This window comes from Streptomyces sp. ME19-01-6, assembly GCF_033793745.1.
Taxonomy (GTDB): domain Bacteria; phylum Actinomycetota; class Actinomycetes; order Streptomycetales; family Streptomycetaceae; genus Streptomyces.
Genome location: NZ_JARAXF010000021.1, coordinates 126,965 through 138,934 on the forward strand (window position 1 = coordinate 126,965; position 11,970 = coordinate 138,934).

11 protein-coding genes and 1 pseudogene are annotated in these 11,970 nt (G+C 69.7%); 4 read left to right on the forward strand and 8 right to left on the reverse strand.

Going from position 1 to position 11,970, the window contains the following annotated elements:
* Positions 1-26 precede the first annotated feature (26 nt).
* Positions 27-983 (forward strand): hypothetical protein, encoded by a 957-nt coding sequence (locus tag PV419_RS35705; RefSeq protein ID WP_319696080.1) that lies wholly within the window; start codon positions 27-29, stop codon positions 981-983.
* Between the two features lie 92 nt (positions 984-1,075).
* On the opposite strand, the pseudogene PV419_RS53495 reads toward PV419_RS35705, so the two are convergent.
* Positions 1,076-1,183, reverse strand: a pseudogene (locus PV419_RS53495) (isocitrate lyase/phosphoenolpyruvate mutase family protein); the annotation flags it as partial.
* 169 nt (positions 1,184-1,352) lie between these two features.
* Positions 1,353-2,987 (reverse strand): DHA2 family efflux MFS transporter permease subunit, encoded by a 1,635-nt coding sequence (locus PV419_RS35720; protein ID WP_319696083.1) that lies wholly within the window; start codon positions 2,985-2,987, stop codon positions 1,353-1,355.
* Between the two features lie 112 nt (positions 2,988-3,099).
* Between PV419_RS35720 and PV419_RS35725 the strand changes: the two genes are divergently transcribed.
* Positions 3,100-3,621 (forward strand): MarR family winged helix-turn-helix transcriptional regulator, encoded by a 522-nt coding sequence (locus tag PV419_RS35725; RefSeq protein WP_319696085.1) that lies wholly within the window; start codon positions 3,100-3,102, stop codon positions 3,619-3,621.
* Between the two features lie 101 nt (positions 3,622-3,722).
* Here PV419_RS35725 and PV419_RS35730 read toward each other — a convergent pair whose 3' ends face one another.
* From PV419_RS35730 to PV419_RS35750, 6 genes are all read right to left on the reverse strand, one after another.
* On the reverse strand, positions 3,723-5,300 hold the full coding sequence (locus PV419_RS35730; protein ID WP_319696086.1) for an isocitrate lyase/phosphoenolpyruvate mutase family protein: 1,578 nt from the start codon (positions 5,298-5,300) through the stop codon (positions 3,723-3,725).
* A complete protein-coding gene (locus PV419_RS35735) occupies positions 5,297-5,479 on the reverse strand; it encodes a hypothetical protein (RefSeq protein WP_319696088.1) in 183 nt (60 codons plus the stop codon). The genes PV419_RS35730 and PV419_RS35735 overlap by 4 nt, the downstream gene beginning before the upstream one ends.
* Before the next feature lie 459 nt (positions 5,480-5,938).
* Complete coding sequence (locus tag PV419_RS35740) at positions 5,939-6,574, reverse strand: RNA-guided endonuclease TnpB family protein (RefSeq protein ID WP_319696090.1); 636 nt, start codon at positions 6,572-6,574, stop codon at positions 5,939-5,941.
* A gap of 63 nt (positions 6,575-6,637) precedes the next feature.
* Positions 6,638-6,976: a hypothetical protein gene (locus PV419_RS53500; protein WP_415925448.1), complete on the reverse strand. Its 339-nt coding sequence runs from the start codon at positions 6,974-6,976 to the stop codon at positions 6,638-6,640.
* A 73-nt stretch (positions 6,977-7,049) separates the two neighbouring features.
* Positions 7,050-8,549 (reverse strand): MFS transporter, encoded by a 1,500-nt coding sequence (locus PV419_RS35745; protein WP_319696091.1) that lies wholly within the window; start codon positions 8,547-8,549, stop codon positions 7,050-7,052.
* A 124-nt stretch (positions 8,550-8,673) separates the two neighbouring features.
* Positions 8,674-9,357, reverse strand: coding sequence for a TetR/AcrR family transcriptional regulator (locus PV419_RS35750; RefSeq protein ID WP_319696093.1), 684 nt, complete (start codon positions 9,355-9,357; stop codon positions 8,674-8,676).
* Between the two features lie 134 nt (positions 9,358-9,491).
* On the opposite strand from PV419_RS35750, the gene PV419_RS35755 reads away from it, so the two are divergent.
* Positions 9,492-10,424 carry an NAD-dependent epimerase/dehydratase family protein gene (locus tag PV419_RS35755; RefSeq protein ID WP_319696094.1) on the forward strand — a complete coding sequence of 311 codons (933 nt, stop codon included), beginning with the start codon at positions 9,492-9,494 and terminating at the stop codon, positions 10,422-10,424.
* A 150-nt stretch (positions 10,425-10,574) separates the two neighbouring features.
* Positions 10,575-11,834, forward strand: coding sequence for a WD40 repeat domain-containing protein (locus PV419_RS35760; protein WP_319696096.1), 1,260 nt, complete (start codon positions 10,575-10,577; stop codon positions 11,832-11,834).
* Positions 11,835-11,970 lie beyond the last annotated feature (136 nt).

Genomic DNA, 11,970 nt, shown 5'->3' on the forward strand with positions numbered 1-11,970 from the left:
TCGGAGACCGCTGCTACGTTCCCCGGATGATCCACAACCTGGAAGACGTCATCGTCCGGGCCGTCGCCGAGCGCGATGGGGACATCGACGAACTCAGTGAACTGGCGGACGGCGCGCCGGAAGAACTGACGCCTCATCTGCCCCGGCTGCTCGCCGTGGACGTGGTGTACCCGGCCAAGCTGTACCGGGCAGCCGACAGCGAGACGCAGCGCGGCCTCGTCGCGAAGGTCGACGCGGGCGGGAGCGACAGCCTGCGCCTGAACCACCTGCTGATGGCCTTGGCGCAGACCCGGGGCCCGGTCGCCGAGGCGGCCTTCCGGCGCTGGCGGGACCAGCCGCCCCCCGGCGCCGACAAGCTGTTCCTCAGCCCCGCCGAGTACATGCCGGAAGGGGGCTGGACGCTGGAAGGAGACCGCGTCCGGGAGTTGTGCGGTCCCATTTCCTACCGGCTGCGGGCCGAAGAAGAGGAGGCGGGCGAAGACGGCGCCGGCGCCGATCCCGCGCACGAGCGCTGTCAGGGATGCGGCGGTCCGATGTGGACCGCGCTGGACCTGGACACCGCCGATGAGCGCGTCGCCGAGGCGCTGGAACACGTCGGCTGGTCGGGACGGCTGCGGCTGGCCATCTGCTACGAGTGCAACGTCGATGCCACCACGGTGTTCATCGAGGTCGCACCGGACGGGACCGCTCGCCCGACGGATCCGCCCGAGCCCGGCACGAGCATCCCGGACCCGGAGTTCGAAGGCCCTGACGTGCGGATGGTCCTCGAACACCGATCGGGCCGCCATCCCGTCGGCTCGGCGATCGGCGGCCGGCCTGTGTGGATGGGAGACGCCGAATACCCCGAGTGCTCGGTGTGCGGGAAGCTCATGACCTGCATCGCCCAGATCGACATGCAGGACGTCAGCTACATGGTCGGGTATCACACGTTCTTCCTGCACACCGGGTGCGGGCTGGCAGCCATGGTCTCGAAGGGCGAATGAGGCGGGAGCCCGACCCGAGAGCGTCAGGCACGCCCCAGTGCCTGTACCTCGGCGTAGGAGGGGGCCCGGAGGTCTGCCGGCCGGCCGTCGCGGATGGCGGTCGCGGCGGCCTTGATGGCGGCGATCTTCGCGGCGTGCAGCTCCACGCGGGCGAGGGTGCCGTCCGGGCGGCCGTCTTCCAGGTTGATCCGCACGGGCCCTGTCCTGGAGTCGCTGATCCCCCGGCCCTGGAGCAGAAGGTCACCAGCGACGAGGCGTACCGGGGCCGGCTGCTGCTGCAGCGCCACGGCGTAGCGCAGCCCTGGCTACCGCAGCGGACGGTACTGATCGAGGCGGAGCCTCGGTGTCGAAGCCGGGTGGTCACCCGCGTCAGCATGGATCACAGCTCGGCTGCTGCTCCTTCGACGGCTCGTGCCGCACGCCGATGTCGTCGGTGTTCTTGGGGGCCAGGCCCAGCGTTGCCAGCAGCGCGAGAGCCAGCAGCGCTGCGCAGACGTAGCTACAGATCTCGAGTCCGTTGGTCATTGCCTCACGGGCGGCTTCCGCGACCTGCGCGGTCTTCGGGTTGTCCGCGAGCGAGGGGATCGCCGAGCCGGCACTCTCCGTCATGGTCTCGCTGATCCGCTCGGCGGCCTTGGCCGGGACCCCGTCGCCGGTGAGGCGGTCCCGCAGGTCGGAGGTGAGCGTGCTGAAGAACAGCGTGGTGAGGAGCGCGATACCGAGTGCGGACCCAAGTTCGCGTGCCGCGCTCTGGATCCCCGAACCTTGCCCGGCCCGTGGGAAGGGCACCTCCGCCAGAACGATGTTGGTGACCTGGGCGGTAGCGAACCCGACACCGACGCCGTAGACGAACAGCGCGCTCGCGATCAGCCACCAGGCGCTGCTGGTCGTCGCGATCAGCCCCAGCATGACCAGGCCGACAGCTTCCAAAGCCAGGCCGATGCGCACCTGAGCCAGAGCCGGAACAGCCGCGGCCATCGGGAAGCTCGCACCGCTCGCCACGAAGCTGCCGACCGCGAGAGCGGCGAGCGCGAGGCCCGCCTCGAACGAGCTGTAGCGCAGGGTGAACTGCAGCCAGAGCGGCAGCACCGCGATGATGCCGAACTCGCCGAGACCGACCATCAGCGTGACGAAGTTGCCGTTGCGGAATGAGGCGATGGAGAACAATTCCACGTCCATCAGGGGCTCTTCGTTCTTGCGGTCGAGCGCTGCCTGCCGACGCCAGAACACGAAGAGCGCGGTGGCCGACACGATGATCGAGACCAGGACGGGGGACGGCCCGCCGCTCCATGAGAGTCCGCCGATGTCCAGCGACTCAGTGGTCATCAACCAGCCGTATGTGCGCCCCTCGACCAGCGCGAACGCCAGAAGGCCGAGTCCGACCGCCGACAGGACGGCGCCGACGCCGTCCACCCGTCCCCGCGTGCGGGGCGACGCCGGCAGGTGGACCATGACGCCCGCCATGATCAGAGCTACCAGGGGAAGATTTATGCCAAAGGCCCAGCGCCAGGAGAAGTCCGCGAGCCAGCCACCCAGCAGCGGACCGACGGCGGCGGCAGCCCCGATGGTCGACCCCCAGACGGCGAACGCCTGGCCCCGGGCCTTCCCCGAGAAGCTCGCGTTCACCAGGGCCAGCGACGTCGGAAGGATCACGGCTCCGCCGACGCCCTGGAGGACGCGGGCCAGGATGAGCAGCCCTCCGTTCGGCGCGACTGCGGCCATCAGGCTCGTGGCACCGAACAGGGCGAGGCCGATAGTGAAGATCTTTCGGGCGCCGTACAAGTCGGAGAGGCGCCCGGCGAGCAGAAGGAGTGCGGCGAACGCGATCGCGTAGGACTCCTGGATCCACTGGGCCTCGGCCGAGTCGATCTTCAGGTCTTCGATGACCGGGGCGAGGATCACATTGACGATGGTGATGTCCACCACGATCAGGGCCACGCCCAGGGATACGGCGATGAGCCCGAACCACTGCCGCTTGGTGGGAGGTCGTGCGGTCTCGCTCAAGGTTCCTCCACTGTGAAGTATCTTTATGGTGAAGGTAAATTGAGAGGGGTAGGTTGTCAAGCGCGGGGACGGGCCGCGCCATCAGCGCAGAACGCACAGTGAGGCAAGGGCGATGAGGGATGAGGAGTTCGGAACCGTGGAGGCGCAGCGCGACCGCCTCATGGAGGGACTGCGGGCTTTCGGCGCCAACTACATCGAGTTCACGCAGCGTTTCGCGACCTGGCTGGGGCTGCACTCCACCGACGCGGCGGCGCTGGCCGAGATCCTGTACGCGGAAGACCAGGGGAGCCCCCTGTCACCTGCCCGGCTGAGCGAACGCGTCTCGCTCTCGTCCGGAGCCACAACCGCCCTGCTGAACCGTCTCGAAGCGGCCGGGCACATCATGCGCAGCCGCGAGCACACCGATCGCCGGATCGTGACATTGCGCAGCAGTCCCGACATCAGGCCGCGGGCGGTGGAGTTCTTCGGCCCTTACGCCGCGCGCATGGCCACGGAAATGTCGCAATACACCGGTGAACAGCTCAAAGAGTTCGAGGACTTCATCAACCATCTGCGCAGCACCATGGATTCGCTGCTCGCCGACGAGTACCGCGGCCCCCGCCCGGGCAGACCATCCGGACAAGGCGGCGGCTGAGCCACGAGCGCCCGATGTCGTGTCAGGAAGGCACCCCGGAGAAGACTGACCAAGCCGCCAACCTGTTCCACCCCGCTCACACGGATCTCCGCGCCGTCCCGTCAGGCACGCCCCAGTGCCTGTACCTCGGCGTAGGAGGGGGCCCGGAGGTCTGCCGGCCGGCCGTCGCGGATGGCGGTCGCGGCGGTCACGGCCGCCGCCAGGGCCCTGCGGTAGAGCAGCGAGCCGAGGCTGACCCTGCGCACGCCCAGCGCGGCCAGGTCGGCGAGGGAGGGGCCGGTGGGCGTGTACAGGATGTTCAGCGGGACGACGACGGTTGCCGTCAGGGCGGCGATCTGGTCCGGATCCGACAGCCCCGGCACGAACACCCCGTCTGCCCCGGCCTGTTCATAGACCGCGAGGCGCGCCGCGGTCTCGTCCTCCTGGCGGCCCAGCCAATGGGTGTCGGTGCGGGCGTTCACGAACAGCGCGGGCACGGCGGCCTTGATGGCGGCGATCTTCGCGGCGTGCAGCTCCACGGGGGCGAGGGTGCCGTCCGGGCGGCCGTCTTCCAGGTTGATCCCGGCGGCGCCGGCGTCGTACAGCCTTCGGGCCAGTTCGGCCACTTCCTCCACGTCATCGCTGAAGCCCCCTTCGGCGTCGACGGTGAACAGGAAGGAGCCCTGCCCGAGACGGCGGGCCAGAGCCAAGGTCGCTTCGGCCGTCGCGGCCGCCCCGTCCGGCAGACCGGCGGCCGCGGCCACGCCCAGGCTCGTGGTGCCGATCGCCGGGAAGCCCTGGGCCGCCAGGGCGGCCGCGGAGGCGTAGTCCCAGGCGTTGGGCAGCAGCAGCGGCGCGGTGGCTGCCTGATGGTGCAGGCGGGCGAAGGCGGTCAGCGGGCGCTGGAGCAGACCGTCGGCCAGGGCGAGGGCATGGGCCCGGCCGGGGCAGACCCGGGGCGGTCCGCCGAAGGTGAGGGGTACGGGGTGCGCGCGCTGGGCGGTCGCGAGGTCCAGGACCACCACATCGCCCTCGGTGATCTCCCGACCGGCGACCCGGGTGGCGCGGGCGGCGATCCGGCGCATGGTCCGTACCGGCGGATCCTCCCGGAGCACCCGGGCCGGCGGTACGTCGCCGCCCGCCGCTGACTCCACCAGCGCGGCCCCCGCGCAGGCCTCCACCAGCGCGGCCGTCGCCGCGCAGGCCTGCACCAGAAGCCCGATGCGGTTGGCGGCGGCCTCCAGGGCGGCCTCATCGGGATGCCCTGGCGCGAGCAGCGCCACCAGCCGGGCCACCGCCTCGTCCGCGGCCGCGTCCGTACTCCCGAAGTAGGCCCCGGCCACCACGGTCACCGCCTCCGCGACCGCCCCGGGCTCCGGCATCCCCAGGGTTTCGGCAAGGGCACGCACCACCCGCACCCGGACCGCCCCTTGAAACCCGGCCGCCGCCGCCCGCCACAGTGCGGCGGGCTCCAGCCGGGCCAGTTCGGCCTCCACCAGAGCCCGCCGCCGCCGATGCGGCTCACCGGAGCTGAACCGGGCCACGGTGGCACGCAGCCAGGCGACACTCGCCCCGGCGGGACCCCCGTCAGAAGCCGGGAGTTCCGGGACGAGCGCCGGGTCGGCGAGCGCCGCCCGCACGTCGGCATAGCGGTCGAACTCATGCGTCGTGTGCGTGTACGTGTACGTCCTGTGCGTCATGGCCCGACGCTAAGGCCGGAAGAGTTCGGCGCCGCTCGAACCGTTCGCCGCCCGGCGATGGCTGTGTCGGCGACGTAGAGCAGCCCGGGCACCGCGACGGACGGTACGGAATCGGTGTCGGTGTCGGTGTCGGTGTCGGTGTCGGTGTCGAACGAGAGTTGGCCAGAGGTCTCGGACATGCCAGCACGGTAACCATCCGCCGGGGAGGGCGGATTCGCAGGTTGATCCCCGCGGCGCCCGCGTCGTACAGCTCTCGGGCCAGCGCGGCCACCTCCCCACGTCGTCGCTGAAGCCCCCTTCTGCATTGACGGTGAACAGGAAGGGGCCCAACCTCACAGGGCAATACAGCTAGGGCCAAGAGCGTCGCCGACGCCTACACGGCCGTACTCGCCCGCTTGAACCACAACTTCACCTACGATGCCAAACTCCTTGTCGGCAAACTCGAGATGTGGAGCACGAGGATTGACCTCCTCCGTCGGCCTGAGGGCCGTGGATTCTCCGTCTGACGGTGGCTCTCGAGATGAGAGACCGCCGGCTTCGGGCGGGTTCCTGGTTCCTCCCCACCGGGGTGGGGGTTGTGCGCGCCGCCAGGGCATCCCCAGGTCTTACCGGCGCTCCGCAGGCGTTTACCCGTGCCGTTACCGGCGCGGGGCCCCAGGTCCTGGGGTGGGTGGTGCTGTCTTGCCGACCGCGAGGATACGGCGGCCTTCGTCGCGGACGTTCCGCCCGGCATTCCAGTCCCGGTCATGCCGCGTCCGGCAGTTCGGGCATATCCAAGTACGGACATGCAGGGGCTTGGGTCCGTCCCGGTGTCCGCAGGCGGAGCATTTCCGGGAGTTGGGGAAGTGGCGGGCGACTTTGACGAAGGCTCGGCCGCGTCGGGTTGCCTTGTATTCGCAGAACATCACGAACTGTGACCAGCCAGCGTCGTGCACACCCTTGGCCAGCCGTCCGCGTGCCAGTGCTCGCACGTTCAGGGTCTCGGTGAAGACGGCTTGGTTCTCGCGCGTGAGCTTGTGAGACCACTGATGGTGGAAGTTCCGGCGTGCGTCCGCCACGGCGGCGTGAGCACGAGCGACCTTGATCCAAGCCTTGTCCCGGTTGTTGCTGCCCTTCTTCTTGCGCGACAGTTCCCGCTGCCGCTTCTTGAGCTTCTTCTCCGCCCGGCGCAGATACTTCGGGGAGGCGATGTGCGAGCCGTCCGCGAGCACAGCGAAGCGGGTAAGGCCCAGGTCGATGCCCTGGTCTCCGTCGGCCGGGGGGGAGGATGTCACCAGCCGGGTCGGTTTCGACGACGAAGGATCCCCAGTACCGACCGCAGCGGTCCTTGACCAGCGTCACCGAGCTGGGCTCGGAGGGCAGGTCACGGGTCCGCTTGACCCGCACATCACCAATCTTCGGCAGACGAAGCTTGCCGTTTTCGAGGATCGACCAGCGGTCGGAACGGGTGAACCGTGCGGTCTGCCGATTGTCCTTGCGGCTCTTGAACCTCGGCGGGGCGACCTTCGACCCCTTGCGCTTGCCCGTCTTGGAGTCCTCGTGCGCCTTCCACGCGGCATCCAGGTCGCGGAGGGTCTGCTGCATGACACCGACCGGACAATCTGAGAGGAAGGCCCGCTCCTCGGCTTCTGCATCACCAGCGCGTCGTTCCAGACCACGCGCCGGCACCCGAACACCCTGGCAGCGCGGATACATAGCGTTCGCAGCAGCTGAAGTTGCTGTCTTCTCGATCCAGGGCTGATCCGCTGATCACTGCTGCCGCGTGCCGGGCTCTCGCGCGGCGCGGGTCCGGATCAGCGGTGCCCTGAGGCACACCGCGGCGAGGAGGATGCCGAAGCCGACCGTCAGGGCGGTGGTGTAGCCGTGTACGGACGCCTCGGCCGGCGTGGCGTGGCGCGCGGACGCCAGGTGTGAGGCGGCGGCGCTGGTCGCGATGGTGTTGAGCAGCGCGGTGCCGAGCGCGGCTCCGAGTTGCTGGGAGGCGTTGTAAGCGGCCGACGCGGCGCCGATGTCGTACGGGTGCACGTTTGAGGTGGCCAGGCCGGCGGTCGGGGGCAGGACGCAGCCGAGGCCGAGGCCGGTGAGCACCAGGGCGGGGACGAGATACAGCGGCAGGACGTCCGTGCTCTGCGGCGTCAAGCGGGTCAGGATCAGCATCCCGGCGGCCGCGGCGATCAGCCCGGGCAGGATCAGCATCGCGGGCGGGACGCGTCCGTGCAGCCTGCCGGCGATGAGTGTGGAGCCGAGCAGGGCGGCCAGCGCGTTGATGATGAGCGTCAGGCCCGCCTGGACCGGCGAGTAACCCAGGACGGTCTGCGTGTAGTAGCTCATGAACAGGTAGAAGCCGAACATCGCGACGAACATCAGGGTGATCGAGACGAGCGCACCGGCGCGGGCGCGGTGCGCGAGCACGCGCATCGGCAGCAGCGGGCGCGGGGCACGTACCTCGACAGCGGCGAACGCGGCCAGCAGCACGACACCGCCGGCCAGCAGCGCCAGCACCTTCGGTGACCCCCAGCCGAGCGGTTCGGCCTCGTTGAAGGCATACACCACGGCGGCGAAGCCCGCTGCGCTGAGCAGCGCGCCCGCGACATCGAGCCGTCCGCCGCCGTGGATCGGCCGGTCCGCCGGCACAAGCGCCGTGCCGAGCACGGCGAACAGGGCGATGGGGACGTTGATGTACAGGCACCACCGCCAGCTCGCGTACTCGGTCAGCAGCCCCCCGGCGACCAGGCCGAGGGCCGACCCGGCGGCACCGACCGCGGCGAACACCCCGAAGGCCCGGCCGCGTTCGCGGGGCTCGGTGAACGTCGTGGTCAGCAACGACAACCCGGCGGGCGCGAGGGCGGCGGCGAAGACACCCTGCAGGGCCCGCGCCCCGAAAAGCATCCCGGGGTTCACGGCGGCCCCGCCCAGCGCGGACGAGGCGGCGAAGCCGACCAGGCCGATGATGAACGTACGCCGGTGGCCGAGTGCACTGCTGACCCTGCCACCGATCAGCAGCAGTCCGCCGAAGGCCAGAGCGTACGCGGTGATCGCCCATTGCCGACTCGCGTCGGACATGCCGAGCGCGCTCTGCGCGGAGGGCAGCGCGATGTTCACGATGGTCCCGTCCAGGACCACGAGCAGCTGGGCCGCGCTGACCGCCGGCAGAGTCCACCACCGCCGCTGTGTGGGGGTGTGTCCCCCGCCGTTGTGGGCCTCGACGGCAGGCTCCGCCCCGGGCGGTTTGATGTCTTGGGAGTTCATGTCTTCGAGTGTTTCGTTGAACTGACTCCGGAGACTTTTCCACGCTCGCGGTCCACGACTCGGGGCCGATGAGCGGACAACCCTCAACCCCAAGGCGAACCCGGGCGGGTGTCATAGGCGAGGCTTACCGTGGGATACCGGCCAGGTCGGCCATCAGACCCATGTGGTGGTCGAAGTACTCCGCGCGTGCTTCGATCGTGTCGTTCAGGCGGCCGAACACCTCGAAGCTGATCAGGCCGAACAGATGGGTCCAGCCGGCGAACACGCGGTCGAGCCGTTCCTCCGGCAGGTCGCCGGGGTGCTGGTCGATCAGGCGGCGCAGGTCGGCACGGACGGGTTCGGGGAGCGGTGACGGCACCGGCTCCAGGTGCTCCGCGCCGTCGATGACGATATCGACGAGCAGGAGCACCACTTTCGCGGCCGGCACAGTGGTTTCGCTCGGCGCGGCGTAACCGGGCACTGGGTTCCCGTACAGCAGCCCGTACTCGGCGGGATGTGCCAGCGCCCACGTACGCGTGGCGTGGCAGACGGCCAGCCATCGGCCGCGCAGGTCGTCACGTGGCACGGCCGATTCGGCGTCGGTCGCCGCCGCGCCCAGTGCCTCGTAGGCGTCGGTGATCAATGCGGTGAGCAGGGCGTCACGGCTCGGGAAGTACCGGTACAAGGCCGAGGCGACGATGCCCATGTCTCTGGCCACGCCCCGTAGGGACAGGTTCGCGCCGTCCGTGGCGAGGTGCCGCCGCGCGACTTCCTTGATCTCGTGGTTCATCTCCGAGCGGATGCGGGCGCGCAGCGACGATGCGGACATACCAGCAGTGTCGCACAGATCCGAGAACACAGGAACTGAACGAGAACAGTGTTCTTGACTTCGCGATCCCACGCCGAGTACGGTGCTCTTATTCGAGAACATCGTTCTCGCTCGAGCTGGGAGAGTGTTCGCTCATGTCCCTTCATGTCATCGTCGGAGCCGGCCCGGTCGGCTCGGCCACCGCTCGGTTGCTCGTCGCCAGAGGCGAGCGAGTCCGCCTGCTCACTCGCCGCGGCGGCGGTCCGGAACTCGCCGGGATCGACCGCATCGCGGCAGACGCCACCGACTCGGACACCCTCGCTCGGCACACCGAAGGCGCCGTCGCGCTGTACAGCTGCGCGGGCCCGGCCTATCACCGCTGGTCCGCCGATTGGCCGCCGCTCGGCGCGGCGCTGATGCGTGCCGCGGAGGCCACCGGCGCGGTGCTCGTCACCACCGGCAACCTGTACGGCTACGGCCAGGTCGATGTCCCGATGACCGAGCAACTGCCGCTGCGTCCCAACTCGGTGAAGGGCGAGGTCCGGGCCAAACTGTGGGCCGACGCACTGGCCGCGCACGAAGCCGGGCGAATCCGCACGGCGGAGGTCCGAGGGTCGGACTACCTGGGTGCGGGCGCCGGCTCCCCGTTCAGCGTCATGGTGCTGCCCAAGGTGCTCGCCGGCCGGAGCGGTTCCATACCCGCCGACTTGGACGCGCCACACAGCTGGACCTATGTCGGCGACGTGGCCCGCACCCTTGTCGCGGTCGCCGCCGACGAGAACGCATGGGGCCGGCCGTGGCACGTGCCCACCGCGCCGCCGCTGTCCATCCGCGCCCTCGCCACCCGCGCCGCCGAACTGGCGGAAGCGCCCGCCGCCCGCGTGGCCACGATGCCCGGCTTCGCACTCCGGCTCGCCGGGCTCTTCAATCCGGCCGCACGGGAGCTGCTCGAAGTGCAGTACCAGCTGCGACGGCCGTTCATACTCGACTCGTCCGCCGCCATGGCCGCTTTCGGGATCGACCCGACACCGACCGACGAGGCGCTGCGGGAGACCATCGAGGGCTTGCGCACGGCAACCGTGCGTTAGGCGACCGCGGGCGGGAAGTTCACCAGCAAGTGCACGTGGTTGGAGGCGCCGTTGAACTCGGTCCGCTCGGCCCCGAAGCCGGCGCACGGTCAGACTCCGGTGGACCGCCGCATCCCGCGCTGTCAGCCCCTCGGTATAGCTTCAGCTGCCATGACCAGGCTGGATACAACAATGAGGTCGTCGGCCGACCCTGCCAAGGTGAAGTTCTACCGGATCGCTGTCGAGGGCCCCCGGCTGATCCGCTCGGCGTGGACCGAGGGAAGGCGGCCCCGGGAAACCGTGACCGAGTGCGCGAGCGAGTACGAGGCAGAGCGGGAGTTCGAGGAACTGCGCTGGAAGAAGCTACGGGAGGGCTTCGCCTGCGTCGCCGACGCCGCCCAGTCCGCGCGCGGCGCTGTCGTGCTCGATGTCAAGGTCCCCAACCAGTGCTCCGCCGAAGCGTTCGACCTGTCTCCGGACGGCGGGACCATTGTCGTCGGCACCATGCTCAAGGACGCGTACGGCGCCGAGATCCACCTGATCGACGTCGGCACCGGACACCGCCGGCTGATCCACGCCGAGCCGCCGGAGATCCGTCCCGAGCCACTGGGCAGGGGACAGACCTTCGTACACGCCGTGCACTTCGACGCCGGCGGTGAGCACATCGTCTACGCGCTCAACGGGGAAACGCGGCTCTTCAACCCGGCAACCGGGCACACCAGGACCCTCGCCCGATACCGAGAGTTCCAGGACGCCAACTTCAACCCCTTCCGCGTACGTCCCTCATGGGACGCGGCCCGGCGGCGCCTGCTGCTCTTCGACTCCGGCAACCGTGTCCGCGTACTCGACGTATTCGACCACGACGGGAACGAGGTGTTCGCAACGTCCACGGAGAGGTCCTCGATGGGCTGCTGGGCGGGCGCGCTTTCACCGTCCGGGAAGCTCATGGCGCTGTGCTTCTCCAAGGGTTCCCGGTACAAGGAGGACGATCCCGAGGTCACCGAGGTCGAGATCTGGGACATCGACCAGCGCAAGGTCCTGCGCCGTATCCCGATGGACCGGAAGCCGCATACGCTCGGCTTCGACCCCGCCGACACATTGCTGGTCGCCAACCCCGCATCCGTCGAGGGCCCGTGCGCGTTCTCCCTGGAGAGCGGCGAACTCGTCTGGCACTTCCCGCACCCGTTCCTCACCGACCGCTGGGCCACCTGCTACGGCTGGGCGTACTCGCCCGACGGCTCCACCCTGGCCATTGGCCGACGGGGCGACACCGATGTCGTCGACGCCGTCACTCGCCACCCTGACCCCGCCTTCACCCGCCGCCCAGGAGACCGGGGAACGGGGCGCACCTATACGGTCAGGATCTCCGCGGACGGCACCCTCGTCGCCGCCGGCGGCGACACCGGCCGCATCATCATCCGCAGGCTCTGATCCGGCCCCGGCCGGACCAGCACAGGCATGTGGTAGACGACCAGGATGATCTTGTCGGGCGGCAGCTCCCCCTGACAGGCTGAGGAGGTGAGTCCGTTTCGAGTGCGGTGGCGATGCCGGGTCGCGTCAGCAGGGG

Coding starts and splice junctions, on each gene's coding strand:
- PV419_RS35730 (WP_319696086.1), bottom strand. CDS start 5,300: ATGACGCACAGGACGTACACGTACACGCACACGACGCATGAGTTCGAC.
- PV419_RS35755 (WP_319696094.1), top strand. CDS start 9,492: ATGTCCCTTCATGTCATCGTCGGAGCCGGCCCGGTCGGCTCGGCCACC.
- PV419_RS35750 (WP_319696093.1), bottom strand. CDS start 9,357: ATGTCCGCATCGTCGCTGCGCGCCCGCATCCGCTCGGAGATGAACCAC.
- PV419_RS35705 (WP_319696080.1), top strand. CDS start 27: ATGATCCACAACCTGGAAGACGTCATCGTCCGGGCCGTCGCCGAGCGC.
- PV419_RS35760 (WP_319696096.1), top strand. CDS start 10,575: ATGACCAGGCTGGATACAACAATGAGGTCGTCGGCCGACCCTGCCAAG.
- PV419_RS35735 (WP_319696088.1), bottom strand. CDS start 5,479: ATGTCCGAGACCTCTGGCCAACTCTCGTTCGACACCGACACCGACACC.
- PV419_RS35745 (WP_319696091.1), bottom strand. CDS start 8,549: ATGAACTCCCAAGACATCAAACCGCCCGGGGCGGAGCCTGCCGTCGAG.
- PV419_RS35725 (WP_319696085.1), top strand. CDS start 3,100: ATGAGGGATGAGGAGTTCGGAACCGTGGAGGCGCAGCGCGACCGCCTC.